Annotated in this window: 18 protein-coding genes and 1 pseudogene; 11 read left to right on the top strand and 8 right to left on the bottom strand. The window is 64.7% G+C overall.

Features of this window, described 5'->3' with window-relative positions:
• Positions 1 to 71: 71 nt before the first annotated feature.
• Entirely contained in the window at positions 72 to 1,139 is a 1,068-nt protein-coding gene (locus tag FJ425_RS05730; protein WP_140722262.1) for a LacI family DNA-binding transcriptional regulator, read from the top strand.
• On the opposite strand, the gene FJ425_RS05725 is transcribed toward FJ425_RS05730, so the two are convergent.
• On the bottom strand, positions 1,124 to 1,606 hold the full coding sequence (locus FJ425_RS05725; RefSeq protein WP_140722259.1) for a flavin reductase family protein: 483 nt from the start codon (positions 1,604 to 1,606) through the stop codon (positions 1,124 to 1,126). The genes FJ425_RS05730 and FJ425_RS05725 overlap by 16 nt on opposite strands.
• Positions 1,606 to 2,763, bottom strand: a complete 1,158-nt coding sequence (locus FJ425_RS05720) for an LLM class flavin-dependent oxidoreductase (protein ID WP_140691615.1) — start codon at positions 2,761 to 2,763, stop codon at positions 1,606 to 1,608. Before FJ425_RS05720 ends, FJ425_RS05725 begins: the two co-directional genes overlap by 1 nt.
• A 192-nt stretch (positions 2,764 to 2,955) precedes the next feature.
• Here FJ425_RS05720 and FJ425_RS05715 point away from each other — a divergent pair, with 192 nt between their 5' ends.
• Together FJ425_RS05715 and FJ425_RS05710 are read left to right on the top strand one after the other, a co-directional pair.
• Positions 2,956 to 3,612, top strand: a complete 657-nt coding sequence (locus tag FJ425_RS05715; protein WP_246677887.1) for a GntR family transcriptional regulator — start codon at positions 2,956 to 2,958, stop codon at positions 3,610 to 3,612.
• 21 nt (positions 3,613 to 3,633) lie between these two features.
• Positions 3,634 to 4,749 (top strand): Gfo/Idh/MocA family oxidoreductase, encoded by a 1,116-nt coding sequence (locus FJ425_RS05710; protein ID WP_140722256.1) that lies wholly within the window; start codon positions 3,634 to 3,636, stop codon positions 4,747 to 4,749.
• A 280-nt stretch (positions 4,750 to 5,029) separates the two neighbouring features.
• Here the strand turns inward: FJ425_RS05710 and FJ425_RS05705 are convergent, their stop codons facing one another.
• Positions 5,030 to 5,224 carry a DUF6494 family protein gene (locus FJ425_RS05705; RefSeq protein WP_140722254.1) on the bottom strand — a complete coding sequence of 65 codons (195 nt, stop codon included), beginning with the start codon at positions 5,222 to 5,224 and terminating at the stop codon, positions 5,030 to 5,032.
• Between the two features lie 150 nt (positions 5,225 to 5,374).
• Here FJ425_RS05705 and FJ425_RS31955 point away from each other — a divergent pair.
• Positions 5,375 to 5,583, top strand: a pseudogene (locus FJ425_RS31955) (dihydrofolate reductase); the annotation flags it as partial.
• Positions 5,584 to 5,648: 65 nt separating this feature from the next.
• On the opposite strand, the gene FJ425_RS05695 reads toward FJ425_RS31955, so the two are convergent.
• Entirely contained in the window at positions 5,649 to 6,572 is a 924-nt protein-coding gene (locus FJ425_RS05695; protein WP_140691624.1) for an SMP-30/gluconolactonase/LRE family protein, read from the bottom strand.
• A gap of 132 nt (positions 6,573 to 6,704) precedes the next feature.
• On the opposite strand from FJ425_RS05695, the gene FJ425_RS05690 reads away from it, so the two are divergent.
• From FJ425_RS05690 to FJ425_RS05680, 3 genes are read left to right on the top strand one after another with little or no spacing between them, the layout of a single operon-like run.
• Positions 6,705 to 8,198, top strand: coding sequence for a sugar ABC transporter ATP-binding protein (locus FJ425_RS05690; RefSeq protein ID WP_140722251.1), 1,494 nt, complete (start codon positions 6,705 to 6,707; stop codon positions 8,196 to 8,198).
• 9 nt (positions 8,199 to 8,207) lie between these two features.
• Positions 8,208 to 9,287 (top strand): ABC transporter permease, encoded by a 1,080-nt coding sequence (locus FJ425_RS05685; protein ID WP_140722248.1) that lies wholly within the window; start codon positions 8,208 to 8,210, stop codon positions 9,285 to 9,287.
• 13 nt (positions 9,288 to 9,300) lie between these two features.
• Positions 9,301 to 10,398 carry a substrate-binding domain-containing protein gene (locus FJ425_RS05680; RefSeq protein WP_140691634.1) on the top strand — a complete coding sequence of 366 codons (1,098 nt, stop codon included), beginning with the start codon at positions 9,301 to 9,303 and terminating at the stop codon, positions 10,396 to 10,398.
• 72 nt (positions 10,399 to 10,470) lie between these two features.
• Here the strand turns inward: FJ425_RS05680 and FJ425_RS05675 are convergent, their stop codons facing one another.
• Genes FJ425_RS05675 through FJ425_RS05665 form a run of 3 tightly spaced genes read right to left on the bottom strand, consistent with a single transcriptional unit; the run spans position 10,471 to position 13,530 of the window.
• A complete protein-coding gene (locus tag FJ425_RS05675; RefSeq protein WP_181175811.1) occupies positions 10,471 to 11,490 on the bottom strand; it encodes a LacI family DNA-binding transcriptional regulator in 1,020 nt (339 codons plus the stop codon).
• A gap of 47 nt (positions 11,491 to 11,537) precedes the next feature.
• A complete protein-coding gene (locus FJ425_RS05670) occupies positions 11,538 to 12,572 on the bottom strand; it encodes an L-idonate 5-dehydrogenase (RefSeq protein WP_140722245.1) in 1,035 nt (344 codons plus the stop codon).
• Positions 12,573 to 12,582: 10 nt separating this feature from the next.
• On the bottom strand, positions 12,583 to 13,530 hold the full coding sequence (locus FJ425_RS05665) for a 2-hydroxyacid dehydrogenase (protein ID WP_140722242.1): 948 nt from the start codon (positions 13,528 to 13,530) through the stop codon (positions 12,583 to 12,585).
• Positions 13,531 to 13,608: 78 nt separating this feature from the next.
• Between FJ425_RS05665 and FJ425_RS05660 the strand changes: the two genes are divergently transcribed.
• The 4 genes from FJ425_RS05660 to FJ425_RS05645 are packed head-to-tail and all read left to right on the top strand — an operon-like array spanning position 13,609 to position 16,091.
• Positions 13,609 to 14,364: an SDR family oxidoreductase gene (locus FJ425_RS05660; protein ID WP_140722240.1), complete on the top strand. Its 756-nt coding sequence runs from the start codon at positions 13,609 to 13,611 to the stop codon at positions 14,362 to 14,364.
• A gap of 22 nt (positions 14,365 to 14,386) precedes the next feature.
• Positions 14,387 to 14,869, top strand: coding sequence for a gluconokinase (locus FJ425_RS05655; protein WP_246677886.1), 483 nt, complete (start codon positions 14,387 to 14,389; stop codon positions 14,867 to 14,869).
• Positions 14,866 to 15,753 (top strand): NAD(P)-dependent oxidoreductase, encoded by an 888-nt coding sequence (locus tag FJ425_RS05650; protein ID WP_140722234.1) that lies wholly within the window; start codon positions 14,866 to 14,868, stop codon positions 15,751 to 15,753. Before FJ425_RS05655 ends, FJ425_RS05650 begins: the two co-directional genes overlap by 4 nt.
• The gene (locus FJ425_RS05645; protein ID WP_140722231.1) at positions 15,750 to 16,091 is read left to right on the top strand and encodes a hypothetical protein; all 342 of its coding nucleotides are present in this window, start codon (positions 15,750 to 15,752) and stop codon (positions 16,089 to 16,091) included. Before FJ425_RS05650 ends, FJ425_RS05645 begins: the two co-directional genes overlap by 4 nt.
• A gap of 232 nt (positions 16,092 to 16,323) precedes the next feature.
• Here the strand turns inward: FJ425_RS05645 and FJ425_RS05640 are convergent, their stop codons facing one another.
• Positions 16,324 to 17,358 (bottom strand): hydroxyacid dehydrogenase, encoded by a 1,035-nt coding sequence (locus FJ425_RS05640; protein ID WP_140722228.1) that lies wholly within the window; start codon positions 17,356 to 17,358, stop codon positions 16,324 to 16,326.
• Position 17,359: the final 1 nt, after the last annotated feature.

Genomic DNA, 17,359 nt, shown 5'->3' with positions numbered 1-17,359 from the left:
GGATTTTTCTTGCGCAACATGAAATTTTTTTGCAGAATTTTTGGACGATTTTGCCAGAGGCGCGGGAACCTATGACGATCCAGGGCAAGCGCGGCCGCCCCAGCCGCCGTGTTCGACTGGAAGAGATCGCGGCGCGGTGCGGCGTTTCCGTGAGCACCGCCTCCCGCGCGCTGAGCGGCGTCGGCGGCGTCAAGGATGAGCTTCGCGCCACGATCATCGAGACGGCGAAGTCGATGAACTACGCCATCCCGGCCTCGGTTGCCGGCCGCAAGGTCATCCTGGCTGCAAGCAGCGTGGCGATGGTCGACAGCGCCCGCAGCCAGTTCACCTATCACGTCCTCGACGGGCTCAACGAACGCGCCCGGCTGCTGGGCGTCGAGCTGGTGACCCGGCCGGTCGCGACGCCCGAGGACGAAATCGCCCTCCTGCGCGAATCCGAACACGATGACAGCGTCGCCGGCTGTCTCTTCCTGACGCTGGACGATGCTGACGTGCTGACGCTGACGGCCGGCTTTTCCAAGCCGATCGTGCTCGTCAACGGCGACGATCCCTCGATGCGCCATTCGAGCGTGACGCCCTGCAACCGCTCCGCCGCCATGCTCGCTGGGCGACACCTCATCGGTCTTGGCCACCGCCGCATCCTGTTCCTGATGCGGCGCGGTCGGCGCACGATCGAGCGCCGTTATGAGGGCTGGCGCGACGCGCTGACGGTGGGCGGCATCACCAGCTTCGACGACCTGGTGGTCGAGGTTGAGGACTGGCTTCCGGAGCTCGCAAGCAAGGCCGTCACCGACCGCATCGCGGATCGCGGCCTCGATTTCACGGCAGTGCTGACGGCGGGCGACAGCCTGGCCTTCGGTGCCATCGCCGGCATCCAGGAGGCCGGATATTCGGTGCCGGCCGATGTCTCGGTCGTCGGCATGGACGACCTGCCGCAGGCAGCCTTCTGCAACCCGCCGTTGACGGCGATGCATATTCCCATGCGCGAGATTGGCTCGGCAGCGCTCAGCCTGTTGCTCGACGACATGGCCCACTCGGCGCTGCCGCCGCGCCGCGTCGAGCTCGCCTGCCATCTGGTGTTGCGCCAGTCGACCGCACCAGCACTGGACGGCGCCGGGCGTCATCATCCCTCGCCTTGAGGTCGGGACTTGCCGCCAGCAAAGAGCAGCGGCAGATCTTCCTGCGTCTCCAGTTCAAGAACGCGCCCAAGCAGGATCATATGGTCGCCCGCCGGGAAGCGGTCGGCGACGCTGCATTCGAACCGCACCAGCGCCCGCGGCAGCAGCGGCACGCCGTGCCCGTTCCAGGTCAGCTCGAGACCGGCAAAATCGGTCCCTGATTTCGAAAAGCGCCAGCAAAGCTCGATCTGATCGTCCGCCAGCACGTGAATGGCGTAATGCGCCGCATTGGCGAAGGCGTCGAACCGGCGCGATTGGCGGCCGATCGACCAGAGCACCAACGGCGGATCGAGCGAGACGGACGAGAAGCTGTTGGCGGTGATGGCAACCGGGCCGTCGGCGGTGCCGGTGGTGACGACCGTGACACCGGTGGCGAAGCGCCCGAATGCGTTGCGCAACAGACGCGGGTCGCACACGAAATGCTCCATCAGTGGCGCTCCCCTCTTCCCAATGGTGTTGCCGGAACCCGGTCCGGCACACGCCCGTAGGCATGCGGCAACGAGCACGTCTTGAGCTGAGGAAGCACCTTGGTGCCGAAATGCCGCGCTTCGTCGAGATGCGGATAGCCGGAGAAGATGAAGGCTCGGATGCCCATCTTCATATACGCCTCGATCTCCGACAGCACCTGATCGGCTGAGCCCACCAGCGCCGCGCCGCAGCCCGAGCGCGCCCGCCCTACGCCTGTCCATAGATGCGGCTCGACATAGCCTTCCGCATCGGCGATTTCGCGGGCCTTGGCCTGGTGCGACACGCCAAGCGATCGGGCATCGAGCGCCCGTTCGCGGATTGCCCTGCCCTGCTCGTCATCCAGCTTGGAAACCAGCTCGCGGGCATACTCCTTCGCTTCGGCCTCGGTGTCGCGCACGATCATGTGGACACGCAATCCGTAGTCGAGGGTGCGCCCATGACGCGCGGCCCGCGCGTGCACCGATTTCATGCGGCCGGCGAGTTCCTCCTTCGTCTCCGGCCACATCAGGTAGACGTCGCACTGTTCGGCGCAAAGATCGAGCGCATCGGGCGAATAGCCGCCGAAATAGAGCAGCGGCCCTCCATTCTGCTGGTAGGGCTTTGCCGGCGCCGTCGGGACGCCTTTGAAACGATAGACCTCGCCCTCGAAATCGATCGTATCTTGGGTCCAGGCCTGGCGCAGGATTTGCACCACCTCGCGCGAGCGCTGGTAGCGGTAGGCGCTGTCGGCCGTCTCGCCAGGAAAGTCCGACGAGATGATGTTCACGGTCAGCCGGCCTTCAAGCATATGGTCCAGCGTCGCGATGGTGCGTGCAAGCATGATCGGCTGCATCTCGCCGCAACGCACGGCCGCGAGCAGATTGATCCTCGAGGTGATCGGCGCGCAGCCGGCGGCGAAGCTCAACGTGTCCTGCCCGACCTGATAGGACGACGGACATAGGATGTTGCGGAAGCCGAGCTCCTCGGAGGTCCTCACGATCTCGGAGCAGTGCGCCCAGTTCGAGCGCAGTGCGCCGTCGGGCACGCCGAGATAGCGATAGTCGTCCGAACAGAGCGCGGCGAACCAGGCGACCTCAACCGCATCCAGATCCGGCGAGGTAATGGGGACGACAGTCATTGCCCGTCCTTCAAGAGCTCGTTGCGTTGGCGACGAATGGGGCTTGCGTAGCATCCGATTTGATGTAGATCAATACTGTATCAATTTCTGAGGCAGCGGGAAAAGGCAGACATGCAGCTAACGAGGGCCGAGCGCGGCCACCGATCCAGCCAGATGCGCGGTCCTCTACCCGTGCATTTGCAAGTCAGTGAGATGCTGATCCGCGAAATCGCTGCCGGACGGCTGGGCGACGGGGCGCGGCTTCCGCCGGAACGCGAGATGGCCGCGAGCCTCGGGATTGCCGTCGGTACGCTGAGGCGCGCGCTGGCCGACCTCACTGAAAAAGGCCTGCTCGACCGCATCCAGGGATCGGGCAACTATGTGCGGGCGCGCGGCGACCTGCTCGGGGTCTACGCGCTCTTTCGGCTGGAGCGCATCGACGGCGGCGGACTCCCGACCGCCGAGGTGCTGTCGGTCGAACGGCTACCAAAGCCGTCCGATCTGCCGGAGTTCGGCAGCGCCCTTGATGCCTACCGCATCCGTCGGCTGCGTCGGCTCGACGGCGAACCGGCAGCGGCCGAGGAGATCTGGCTCGATGCCAGCCGAGCCGAGCGGCTCGAGCGCGATGACCTGTCGGAATCGCTCTATCTCCACTACCGGCTGGCCCTCGGCTTTTCGATCGTTCGCGCCGAGGATCGTGTCGGCGTCGCGCCCGCCCCGGACTGGACCCCGGCCGATTTCAGACCTCGGCCCGGCGAGGTCGTGGGGTTCATCGAACGCATTGCCTGGGCCGGGGACGGAGACAGTGTGGAATACTCCCGCAGTTGGTTCGATCCGGAGGCGGCGCGTTACGTGACTCGTTTCAAATAAGAGCTGGAAGGAAGGCGCCGAGTGACCAAATCATCGATCGGCTACGGCATTGTCGGCTGCGGCATGATGGGCCAGGAGCACATCCGCAACATCGCGCTGTTGCCTGACGCGCATGTGGCCGCCATCTTCGAGCCCGACCCTGGCATGATGGCAGCGTCATTGGGCCTGGCGCCGGATGCACGACCGGCGGTGTCCATCGCCGAATTGTTGGCCACGGAAGGGGTCGACTGCGTTCTGATCGCCAGCCCCAACCATCGCCACCTCAGCCAGTTGGAGGAGATCGCCGTGCAGCGGCCGCTGCCGGTCCTGGTGGAAAAACCGCTTTTCACCGCCGCCGACGACGAGACGCGCATCGCGGCGCTGAAGGCAAGGCTTCCGCTGGTGTGGGTGGCGATGGAATACCGCTACATGCCGCCTGTCGCCGCTTTCGTCGAACAGGCCGGCGGCGTCACCGGCGGCATTCGCATGCTGACCATTCGCGAGCACCGTTTTCCCTTCCTGGCCAAGGTCGGCGACTGGAACCGTTTCAACCGCAATACCGGCGGCACTTTCGTGGAAAAGTGCTGCCACTTCTTCGACCTGATGCGGCTGATCCTCAGATCCGATCCTGTCCGCGTGATGGCGAGCGCGGGGCAGGCCATAAACCATCTTGACGAATGTTATGGCGACGAGACGCCGGATATTCTCGACCATGGCTATGTGCTGGTCGATTTCGCGAGCGGTGCGCGCGCCATGCTGGAGTTGTGCATGTTTGCCGAGGGCAGTCCCTATCAGGAGGAAATCTGTGCGATCGGCGGCAGCGGCAAGATCGAATGCCGGGTTCCCGGACCGAGTCGCTTCTGGCCGCGGCATCTGGGCGTCGCGCCCGTGCCGGAGCTGATCGTCAGTCCGCGCAATCCGTCTGGGCCGCGCCTGCTGGAGATTTCGGTCGATGCCCGGTTGCTCGAGGCAGGCGATCACAATGGCTCGACGTATTTCGAGCACGTTCGCTTTGTCGCCGCAGTGCGAGGGCAAGGCAATGTTGAGGTGACCTTGCAAGACGGCTGGTGGGCCGTCGTCATGGGCCTCGCCGCCCAGCGATCAGCCTGCGAGGGCCGCGCTGTCGATCTCGCCAGTGAGTTCGCGATGCCGGAGTAGCCGACGGTCGCAGACTTTCAGTATCCGCCCATTGCTGACGTCCGCCTTGGTCAGGCTGCCATTTGCGTCAGCCAACCGTGCGGCCGAAAGTGAACCAGCCACTGTCCTGGCGTCAATGGCATGCGGGTCTTGTCCTGCCGGTCCAGCGGCAGAGCCAGCCTACGCGATCCTGATCCTTACGGCGTACATGAGACGCACAGCGGAATCGCACCCTGGGGCCGTTTGCGGACCGGCAGGTTCGGGCTGCGTCGGACGTTGCTTTAGGTCGGCTTCGGCCGGCTTATGGAAGTTCGATCTCGCCGTCCACCACGTGGTTGAGGCCGGTGCCTTCCGCGGTCAGCGTCATGCGGACCTTCAACTTCTTCTTGCCGCCGATTTGCCCGTCGCGCACCGTCTCCTCGATCTTGCGCTGGGAGGTGACGCCGACTTCCTTCAGGAACTTGCGGATCGACATGTTGAAGGCGTCTTCGCTCATGGCGGAACTCCTCTGTGTCCGGAAGGGATTGTAAGAGAAGGCAAGGGATCAAGGAAACAGGACGGTGACGCGCGGTTCCATAAAAATAGTCCCGAGTCCGAAGGAAGGAGCGTCGGGCTCCTTGAACTTGATCGACCCTTGGCAGGATGAGTGGAACCGATCGACGTCTTACAAAGTGCAGCAGGATTTGTCCGCCTCTTTCGTCATTAGATAGAGCACGTGCGCAACCTGACCGGCAGTGTGTACGGTCGCCGCAGCGCTATTGGGACGAAGACTTTCCTGAGTGGAGTGCGCAGCAACACGAGTTCGCGGCGGCGTGGTGGCGCCAAGCGAAGTGGGTCGCGTCGCGCTCATTGACGGGCCACAACTCAACATCGACAGTCGTCGCCGGAGGATTTCGCTATGTCAGTTAAAGCTCTGCCGGTTACCCCTGCGCCGCCGCATTCGCCACGACAAACACCGCGTAGAGCGACTGCCGCGCCGTGATGAACAGACGGTTGCGCTTGGCGCCGCCGAAGGTGAGGTTCGCCACCGTCTCCGGAATGCGGATCTTGCCGATCAGCGTGCCGTCGGGATCGAAGCAGTGGACGCCGTCACCGGCGCCCGCCCAGATGCGGCCGGCTGTGTCCACGCGGAACCCGTCGAACAGGCCGGCCGAGCAAGTTGCCAAAACGCCGAGATCCTTGAGCACCGCGCCCTCGATAGCGAACTTGCGGATGTGCCGCGGCCCACCCTTCTGGTGCGTCACACCGGTATCGCCGACATAAAGGATGCTCTCATCCGGGGAGAAGGCGAGGCCGTTGGGCTTCGCCATGGTCGAGACGACGCGCGCCACCTCGCCTGTGTCGGGGTCGGCGCTATAGACGTGGCAGCCCTCGATCTCCTGCTGGGCGCGGTCACCCTCATAGTCAGTCGCGATGCCGTAGGGCGGATCGGAAAACCACACAGTGCCGTCCGAGCGCACCACCACGTCGTTCGGCGAGTTGAGCCGCTTGTCCTCGAACCGGTCGGCGATGACCGCGATCGATCCGTTGTGCTCGGTGCGCGTGACGCGCCGCGCCCGGTGCTCGCAGGTGACCAGCCGCCCCTCGGTGTCGACGGTGTTGCCATTGGCGTTGTTGGACGGTGAGCGAAAGACCGAGACCACGCCGTTGGTGTCGTCGTAGCGCATGATCCGGTCGTTCGGGATATCCGAGAAGACGAGGTAGCGGCCGGCAGCGAACCACGCCGGCCCCTCCAGCCAGCGTCCGCCCGTCCACAGCCGCTCGACCGCGACATGGCCGACGAAACAGCTTTCGAAGCGCTCGTCGAGGACCTCGAAACCGGCGCCTTCAATATCTCCGAACATGCGTCATCCTCCCACGAATTCGGACCATCGATAGCCTTCGCGGTGAGCCATTTTCAAGACTTGACCTGCAAAAATGTTAGCGATAACATCGGTCGCAATTCAGTCCGTTCGTTTGGCTTGGGAGGGCCATAGATGCGGCCCAAGCTCATCGAATTCATCGACATCTCCAAGCGCTTCGGCGGCACCTTTGCGCTGAAGTCGGTCTCGCTCGACATCCACGAGGGCGAGATTGTCGCGCTGCTCGGCGAGAACGGCGCCGGCAAGTCGACGCTGATCAAGACGCTCGCTGGCATTCACAGGCGCGATCAGGGCACGATCCGCTTTCGCGGCGAGGACTATCACCACCGCCCGCCCCGCCCCAACCAGCCGCAGAAGGTCGCCTTCATCCATCAGGATCTCGGCCTCATCGAATGGATGACGGTCGCCGAGAATGTCGGCATGGCGCAGGGATTTTCGCGCCGCTCCGGCCTGATCGACTGGCGCGACACCGAGCGCCGGGCAGAGCGCGCGCTGGCGCTTGTCGGCTGCGCCTTCGATCCGGCGACGCGCGTGCAGGACCTCTCCCGCACGGAAAAGTCGCTGGTGGCCATTGCCCGCGCTTTGGCAACCGAAGCTGACGTGCTGGTGCTCGACGAGCCGACCGCGAGCCTGCCGGCGGACGAGGTCGAGCGCCTTTTCGAGGCGCTGCGGCCGCTGCGCGAGCGCGGCGTCGGCATGATCTATGTCTCGCACCGGCTGGACGAGGTGTTCCGCATCGCCGACCGGGTCGCCGTCATGCGCGATGGCCGCATGGTGGCGGTCAAGCCGGTCGCCGAGACCACGCCACAGGAACTGGTCGACCTCATCGTCGGCCGTCCGGCGCATCAGATGTTCGCCAAGTCGCGATGGCAGGACGGACCGGAGCGGCTCAAGGTGGAGAACCTCACCTGCGGCAGCGTCGGCCCGGTGAGCTTCGATGCGCGGTCCGGCGAGCTGCTGGGATTGGTCGGCCTGCGCGGCGCCGGACAGGAAGCCGTCGGCCGCGCGCTGTTCGGCACCGAGCGTTTCGATGGCCTGGTCTCGCTCGACGGCAAGCGCCTCGATCTCTCCTCGGTCGAAACCGCGCTTGCCGCCGGCGTCGGGCTGATAGCGCGCGACCGTACCGAGGAATCGGTCGCCTTGTCGCTTTCCGTGCGCGAGAACATGTATCTCAACCCGTCTGCCGTCGGCCGCGGGCTGTTCTCCTTCATGAAGCCGGCACGGGAGAGCGAACTGACGCGCGAGCTCGGCACGCGGCTGGGCTTGAAGCCCAACGATCCGCATCTGCCGATCGAGGCGCTCTCCGGCGGCAACCAGCAGAAGGTCGTCGTCGGCCGCTGGCTGGCCTCAGGCCGCAAGCTCTTGATCGCCGAGGATCCGACCGCCGGCGTCGATGTCGGCGCCAAGGCGGAGATCTACCGGCTGATCGCCGCGGCCGTGGAGGCCGGGCTGGCGGTCATCGTCGTCTCCACCGATTTCGAGGAGGTCGCCCATATCTGCCACCGCGCCCTCGTCTTCTCGCATAACCGCATCGTGCGCGAGCTTGCCGGCGATGCCCTGACGACGGCGGCGCTGATCCGAGCCGCCTCCGTGTCCGAAGCCGCCTGAGGAGAAGCCATGAACTCGATCAAATCGACGGCGCTGGAGCCGACCCGCTCGGAACTTTCCGGCCTGAGCTCCGGCCAGAAGGCGGCACGCTACCTGCCGGTCTATGGCCTGCCGATCCTGACGCTGCTCCTGATCCTGCTCTTCTCGCTGCTTCTGCCGCGGACGTTCCCGACGCTGCTCAATCTGCGCTCGATCGTCTCCGACAAGGCAATAATCGCGATATTGTCGCTGGCCGCGATGATCCCCATGGCAGCTGGCCGCATCGACCTGACGGTTGGTTACGGCATCGTGCTGTGGCATGTCTTGGCCATCAGCCTGCAGACCGCCTTCGGCGTCCCGTGGCCCATTGCGGTGCTGATCGTTATCCTGCTCGGCGTCGTCACCGGCTTCATCAACGGATTGCTGGTCGAAGTGGCGCGTATCGATTCCTTCATCGCCACGCTCGGCACCGGCACCGTGCTCTATGCTTTAGCCATGTGGTACACGGGCGGCCGCCAGGTCGTCGGCATGCTTCCCGGCGGCTTCCTCTCCCTCAACGGCACTATGCTGTTCGGCCTGCCGATCACCGGCTACTACGTGGTCGTCCTGGCGCTCGTGATGTGGCTGGTGCTCGAATACCTTCCGATCGGCCGTTACCTTTACGCCATCGGCGCCAACCCGAAGGCGGCGGCGCTCAACGGCATTCCGGTGCAGAAATTCGTCATGGGCGCCTTCGTCGCCTCCGGCGCGCTCACCGCGCTTGGCGGTGTGCTGCTCGCCTCGAAGCTCAGGATCGGCCAGGCCAGCGTCGGTCTCGAATATCTGTTGCCGGCGCTGGTCGGCGCCTTCCTCGGATCGACCACCATCAAGCCCGGCCGCGTCAATGTCTGGGGCACGATCGTCGGCGTCGTCATCCTCGCCGTCGGCATTTCCGGCATCCAGCAGTTCGGTGGCTCGTTCTGGGTCGAGCCGCTCTTCAACGGCGTCACCTTGCTCGTGGCGATCGGCATCGCCGGCTACGCGCAGCGCCGCCGCGGCGCTGTCGTGCCGCCGCCATCCACCGGCCAATCACCCGCCCACCAACCAACAAAGAAAACCGACAATGCTTAATGGGAGAAGAAACATGCATCGCAGAACAGTCCTTCAGCTCGGCGTCGCCTGCCTGGCGCTCAGTATCGCCTCGACCGCCCTGGCCGACCCGATGGCCGACGCCAAGGCCGTCGTCGACAAATACGCCAGCAAGGTCGAGAAGTGGGACGGACCGACGACCGGACCGAAGGGCACAGCCGGCAAGACCATCGTCGTTCTCGGCGCCGACATGAAGAACGGCGGCATCCTCGGCGTGACCAAGGGTGTCGAGGAAGCCGCGGCGGCGCTTGGCTGGACGGTCAAGACACTTGACGGCGCCGGCTCGATCGGCGGCCGCACGGCGGCCTTCGGCCAAGCGCTGGCGCTCAATCCCGACGGCATCATCATCAACGGCTTCGACGCCGTCGAGCAGAAGCCGGCAATGGAGCAGGCCAAGGCGGCGAAGATCCCAATGGCCGCGTGGCATGCGGCACCGACAGTCGGCCCGATCGACGACCTCGGCATCATCGCCAACGTCTCGACCGATCCGATGGAGGTTTCGAAGGCGGCTGCCGACTGGGCCTTCGTCGACGCCAAGGGCAAGCCCGGCGTCATCATCTTCACAGATTCCACCTACCAGATCGCCATCGCCAAGGCGGACCGGATGAAGAAGGAGATCGAGGATCTCGGCGGCAAGGTGCTCGAATATGTCGACACGCCGATCGCCGAGACCTCGCAACGCATGCCGCAGCTCACCACCTCGCTGCTGCAGAAATACGGCGACGCCTGGACCCATTCGCTGGCCATCAACGACCTCTATTTCGACTTCATGGGCCCGTCGCTAGCGGCCGCCGGCAAGTCGGGCACCGACGCGCCGATCAACGTGGCGGCGGGCGACGGCTCGGAATCGGCCTACCAGCGCATCCGCTCCAGCCAGTTCCAGAAAGTGACGGTGGCCGAGCCGCTCAACCTGCAGGGCTGGCAGCTCGTCGACGAGCTCAACCGCGCCATGGCCGGCGAGAAATGGTCGGGCTACATCTCGCCGCTACATGTGGTGACGTCGGATAATGTCGAGTTTGACGGCGGCCCCGACAACCGCTTCGACCCGGGCAATGGCTACCGGGACGAATACAAGAAGATCTGGGGCAAATAGGTTAGACCGAACTCCGGACAAGCAGCAGAACAGCGGCCGGCGATCATCTCGTCGGCCGTTCGCATCCCTTTTTCAGGTGGTTTGCCGCACGATCACTGTCGGCGTCATGCCGACAACGATCCTTTCTTCGGCCGCGCGCCGGCCATTGAGCAGGTCGAGCACCAGCTCGGCGACGCGGATGCCGATCTCATGCGCGCCGACATCGATCGTGGTAATCGGCGGCACCGACTGCTCGGCGAGGTCATAGGCGCCGAAGCCGGCAATCGCCACATCCTCGGGGACGCGGATGCCGCGCCGCACACATTCCATCAGCGCGCCGAAAGCGGACAGGTCCGACACGCACATCACCGCCTGGGTGTCCGGCCAGCGCGAGATCATCTCGACCATGGCGGCGGCGCCCTCGCGCATCGAGATCGGCGGCACGCCCGAGGCGATAACGCGGGAGGCGTCGAGGCCGCGATCCTGCAGCGCGGCGATGAAACCGCGCCGGCGGTCGAGGCCGCGTGTATCGCGCGAGGTGTCGCCGCCGATGAAGCCGAGCCGCGAGTAGCCGCGTCCGACGAAATGCTCGGCCATCAGCCGCCCGGCATCGGCGTTGGAGAAGCCGACGACATGGCCGATCGGCTCGCTGGGCAGATCCCAGGTCTCCACCACCGGCACGCCAGCGTTGGCGAGCATCTTGCGGCAGCGCGGCGTGTGCCGGCCGCCGGTGACGATGATCGCTTCCGGCCGCCGCTGCAGCAATTGCCCCACGAGGCGCTCCTCTTCCTCGACATTGTAGTCGGTGAAGCCGAGCAGTATCTCCAGCCCGCTGTCGCGCAGGCCTTCGGTCATGCCGCGCACGGTATCGGCGAAATTGGCGTTGTTGATCGAGGGGATTGTCGCGGCCACGAATCCGGAGCGGCGCGAGGACAGATTGGCGGCGATGCTGTCGAAGACATAGCCGAGCTCTTCAGCGGCCTTGAGGATGCGGTCGCGCGTGTCCGCGCTGACTGAGGTATCGCGCTTGAACGCGCGCGAGACGGTCATCGTCGAGACGTTGGCGCGATGCGCGACATCGGCCATGGTCGGGCGTTTGGGCGAAGGCTGCATGGCCGTACGTTATCGATATCACTGCGGAATGCAACGCACTCCAACGCTCACCCGAAAGCGATCTGGACCTTCATTGCCCGGCTGCGGTCATTGGCGAGCTCGAAGCCGGAAAGCGCCTCGCCGAGCGCCACCGTATGAGTGATCAACGGCTTCACGTCGACCAGCCTCTTGCGCATCAGCTCGACCCCGACGGCGAATTCCGGGTGAAAGCGGAACGAGCCGTTGATCGACAGTTCCTTGGTGGTGACAGCCGACATCGGCAGCGCCATCTCGGCGCCGCCGAGGCCGAGCTGCACGATCGTGCCGCGCGGGCGCAGCGCCGCGATGCCTTGCGCCAGCGCCGCCGCCGCGCCCGAGCATTCATAGAGGATGTGGAACGTCCCCTTGTCGGCGAGATAGGGCGTAAGCCCTTCCGGATCGGTGCCGGTGTTGATCGTCTTGTCGGCGCCGGCGCGCAGCGCCATCGTCAGCGTGAAATCGGTGATGTCGACCGCGACGATCTCGGCAGCGCCCGCCCGCCGCGCGCTGAGGATCGACAAGAGGCCGATCGGTCCGCAGCCGGTGACCAGCACGCGCTTGCCCAGCATCTCGCCGGCGCGCCGCGTGGCGTGGAGGCAGACCGCCAGCGGTTCGGCCATCGCCGCCTCCCCGGCCGTCAGCCCGTCGGCCGGCACGCATTGCAGCGCATCCGCCACCAGCATCTCGCGGAACGCACCCTGGATATGCGGAAACGGCATGGCGCTGCCGTAAAAGCGCATGTTGAGGCACTGATTGTGCATTCCTTCGCGGCAATAGCGACAGCCGTAGCAGGGCCGCGACGGCGACACCGCGACCAGTTGCCCGCGCTCCAGCCCACTGACGCCGGAGCCAAGCTTCTCGACGACGCCGGACACCTCATGGCCGAGGATCATCGGCTCCTTCAGGCGCACCGTTCCGAAGCCGCCGTGATTATAGTAGTGCAGATCGCTGCCGCAGATCCCGCCGGCGGCGAGACGCACGAGCACCTGGCCCTGGCCCGGCTCCTCAGCCGGACGATCCTCGATGCGCAGGTCTCTGGCGGCATGGATTACGATGGATTTCATGGCTGACCTCTTAGAGCACCGGCGTAAGAAGCGGCTGGCCGGCGAAATGGGCGGCAAGGTTGTCGCGCACCAGCTTGCCCATGGCTCTGCGGGTTTCGACTGTCCCCGACGCATGATGCGGCTGCAGCAGCACGTTATCGAGCGCGAGAAATCGCGGATTGAGCTTCGGCTCGCCCTCGAAGACATCGAGCGCGGCCGAGCCGAGCACCTTGTTCTCGAGCGCTTCGAGCAGCGCATCCTCGTCTATGTTGGACGCGCGCGAAATATTGATCAGCATGCCCTCCTCGCCGAGGGCCGTGATCACCTCCCTGTTGACGATATGGCGCGTCGCGGCGGATGCGGCGAGCGTGACAAACAGGAAGTCGGAACGTCCGGCCAGCGCGACGGGATCGCCAATGAATTCCCAGTCCGGTGCGAAATCCTTCGGCGCGACGTCGCTGTAGGCGATGTCCATGCCGAAGCCGGCGAGACGCTTGGCCACCTCATAGCCGATGCGGCCGAGGCCGAGCACGCCGGCCCGACGGCCCCAGACACGCCGCTTGAGCGGATAAAGCCCTTTGGCCATCCAGCTGCCGTCGCGTACCCAGCGCTCGGCGCCGATCATGCCGCGCGACAGGCACAGCATCATGGCGATGCCGAGATCGGCGACGTCGTTGGTCAGGACGTCCGGTGTGTTGGTGACGCGCACGCCGCGCTCCCGGCATGCCGCGAGATCGACTGCGTCAAAACCGACGCCATAGACCGATACCACCTCGAGCGAAGGGCAGGCCTCGATCATGGCGCGGTTCGCGCCGAGCTCGCCGCGTGTGGCGATGCCGCGCACCTGCGGTCCGATCTCGGCAAGGAACGCCGTCTTGTCTTCGGCGGCGAAATAGCGGTGCACCGTGAAGGCTTCGTTGAGCGGCTCCTCGTCCCACGCGGGATAGGGTCCAACCTGGAGGATGTGAGGCCGCTGCATCGGTATTCGCTCCACTTGACTTGACAGATGATGTTATCGATAACATAAGGCGTGCAGCGACAAGAGGCAATTGGGAAAATGTCGTCCAATCTATTCGATCTCAGCGGGCGCACCGCGCTCGTAACCGGCTCCTCGCAGGGCATCGGACTTGCCTTGGCCAAAGGCTTGGCCGAAGCCGGCGCCAAGGTGGTCCTCAATGGCCGCGATGAGGCAAAGCTCACGGCCGTTGCCAGTCAGCTTCCGGGCGCGGCGACGCTTGCCTTCGACGCCACCGACCATGACAAGGTCCGGGCCGCCGTCGACGCTTTCGAGCTTGCCGGCACGCCAATCGACATCCTCGTCAACAATGCCGGCATGCAGTTTCGCACGCCGCTCGAGGATTTTCCCGCCGACGCGTTCGAACGCCTGTTGCAGACCAATGTCGCCAGCGTCTTCCATGTCGGCCAGGCGGTGGCCCGGCACATGATCAAGCGCGGCCGTGGCAAGATCATCAACATCGCCAGCGTGCAGACGGCGCTCGCCCGGCCGGGCATAGCGCCCTACACGGCGACCAAGGGCGCGGTCGGCAACCTGACCAAGGGCATGGCGACCGACTGGGCAAAACATGGCTTGCAATGCAATGCGATCGCGCCGGGCTATTTCGACACGCCGCTCAACGCGGCACTCGTCGCCGACCCGGCCTTTAGCGCCTGGCTCGAGAAGCGCACGCCGGCCGGCCGCTGGGGCAAGGTCGAGGAACTGGTCGGCGCCTGCGTCTTCCTGGCCTCCGACGCGTCATCCTTTGTCAACGGACACATTCTCTATGTCGATGGCGGCATCACAGCTTCGATCTGACGGGCCGCCGCGAATCGTGGTCATGGGCGTTACCGGTTCGGGCAAGACGACGATCGGCGAGGCGCTCGCCCGCGCGATCACGGCGACATTCATAGACGGCGACAAGCTGCACCCTGAAGTCAACATCGCCAAGATGAGCGCCGGCATTGCGCTGGAAGATGCCGATCGGTGGCCCTGGCTGGCCAAGGTCGGCGAAATGCTGCGGCTAGCGCCCGCGCCGGTTATCGTCGGCTGCTCGGCGCTGAAGCGCGCCTATCGCGATTTCATCACCGAGCAGGCAGGCGCGCCGGTGCTGTTCATCTACCTCGACGGTTCGCGCGAGCTGATCTCGAAGCGCATGCATGAGCGCACTGGCCACTTCATGCCGACCAGCCTGCTCGACAGCCAGTTCGCGACACTGGAAGTGCCGGGCAAGGATGAGAATGTGATGGCGGTGGCAATCCACGCGCCGCTCGATGAGATTGTCGCGGATATAACAACGAAATTCGGGGAGCTATCGTCATGAACCACAAAGTATCATTGATTGGCGCCGGCGCCATGGGCGGGGCGATCGGCGAGCGCCTGCTTGCCACCGGCAATCGCCTCGCCGTGTTCGATCTCGACAAGGCCAAGGTGGAGGCGCTGGTCGCCAGGGGCGCGACCGCCATGGCGAGCGCGGCCGAGGCCGCCGGCGCGTCCGACTACGTGATCCTCAGCCTCAATTCGGCGGCGATCGTGCGCCGCGCCGTGTTCGGCGATGCCGGCGTGGCGGCTGGGGCGAAGCCCGGCACGCTGATCATCGACATGTCGTCCATCGACCCCGACGCGACGCGCCAACTCGCCGCCGACGCCAGCGAGAAGGGTTTGCGCTGGGTCGACAGTCCGCTGTCCGGCGGCGCGCCCAAGGCGCTGACTGGAGAATTGACGCTTGTGGCCGGCGGCGAAGCCGAGGATGTGGCCGACGCCCACAAGGTGCTGCGCCACGTCGCCACCAATTACACGCATATGGGCCCGGCCGGGGCCGGCCAGACGACCAAGCTGATCAACCAGGTGCTATGCGCGCTGAACTTCATGGCCGTCGCCGAAGCGACCAAGCTGGCGCTCGACGCCGGCGTCGACGCGCTCAAGATCCCGCAGGCGCTGAAAGGCGGCCGCGCCGACAGCGCCATCCTGCAGGAATACCTGCCGCGCTTCGCCACTCGCGACTACCGGCGAACCGGCCGCATCGACAACATGGTGAAGGACCTCAACGCCGCCCAGGACCTGGCGCGGCGCACGCACACCGCAATGCCGCTGACGGCGGTCTGCGCCGAGGTGCACCGGCTATTGACGGCCGCAGGGCTGGGCGGCGAGGACCAGGCCGCACTGATGGAATTTTTCCAACGCAAGGATGAGGAACCGAGCAGATGATCACGCGCTATGCGTTGTTTGAAGGCAAAGTGAAGGAAGGTCGGATCGAAGCGTTCCGCAAGGACGTGATTGAGACGGTTCTGCCGAAGTGGAAGGCCTTCCCGGGCGCGCTCGACGTTCGAGTCTGTTTCGCGGAAAAACGCGACGATGGTGCGCCTGAATTTCCGATGATCCTGGCGATCAACTACCCAGATATGGCGGCCGTCGATGCGGCTTTGGCCAGCCCCGTACGCGCTGAATCGCGTGCCGCGACAGAGGCAGTGTTGTCCAGGTACTTCGAGGGTCGCATTCACCACCACGTCACCATCGCCAACGAGTTTTCATTGGCTGAAGATTGACGAATATCAGGACGAAGATTCGGAACTTATCAGCGCTCGAGTCGAGAAAACGGGTTTGCCGCTATGTGACCTTAAGTTCACTGATAAGCCGCGGAGATAGCCGCTAGGAGCCATGGTAACCTGCTTTTCGAAGGAGTCCATGATCGTGGGCCAAGGAAACGCTCGGATGATGATCCTAGTGCCTCGGTTCATCCCAAGTTGTCCAAGCGTCTTGATCTCAAGCTCTGCGCGCCTAGGATTTTGACACCGGTCGGCTGCGCATGCGGGCGACAGTCTCGCGTTCGGCCCGTTTGCATGCCTGCGGGGGTAGTCCACGCAGGATAAGTTCGCTGTCGGCCACGACGAGCCGACTGATTTCCAAGAAGCTCTCTGGCATGCCGCCGCTCCGATGACTGGAGAGGATGACTCCCTCGAGATGCCGGAGTGCGGAATCCCGAGACAACGGCTCAACCGGAAAGACATCTATGCCAGCACGCACATGGCCGCTCCGGACAGATGCTTCGAGAGATTCGAAGTCGATGATGCCAGCACGGCTCATGACCAGCAGCACTGACCCGCGTTGCATCAAATCCAATTCGCGTTTGCCGATAGAACCTTGGTTTTCGCTGGTCGAACTGGCGAATAGAAACACGACGCGCGACAGACGGAACACGTCATCCAGATCGGACGGAATGCAATCTTGTTCACGCACGCGCCGCTCCGACAGCCATGGATCGAATACGCGAACCTCGCAACGAAAGGGCATCAGCATCCTGCGTAGCGCGCTTCCAAGGTCACCCAACCCGACGATACCCACTTTTGTCCCGGTCAACAGGAAGCTGCCCCCATTACTCTCAAGGCCCCACTTCTCCGACTTGGAGCGGAACGCCTCGTGAGTCGAGGTAATCTCCCGACAGAGATCGAGCGCCATGCCGAGCGCCGTCTCGGCGACGGAGGTGGCGTAGACCGGGCTCGTGTTGAGAACGTGGATGCCGTGCTGGAAACACCACCCATAGTCTATGTTGGGCAGAAAATTGCCTTCGACGTTGAAGATCGCCTTCAACTTGCCCATACCGGCAAGACGCTCGGCAGGTAGGTCGATCTGACCGATGACGATCGCAGCCCGGGCCAAAGCGGCATCGAGTTCCTGGTTGGAAAGGTGCTGGCCGTCAGCGTGCACGCGCACAGTGCCCAACTGCTTCAATCGCGCCATGGCCTCCGGCTCGAAGATCATTGCGAGCGTGCGGGGTTCGGGATCGGCGATGAGGATGAGAGGTCCTTCCGGCATG

Source organism: Mesorhizobium sp. B2-7-2 (genome assembly GCF_006440775.1).
In the GTDB taxonomy this organism is placed as follows: Bacteria; Pseudomonadota; Alphaproteobacteria; order Rhizobiales; family Rhizobiaceae; genus Mesorhizobium.
Note: the sequence above shows the minus strand (reverse complement) of the source record. Positions and strands in the feature narration are given on the sequence as shown.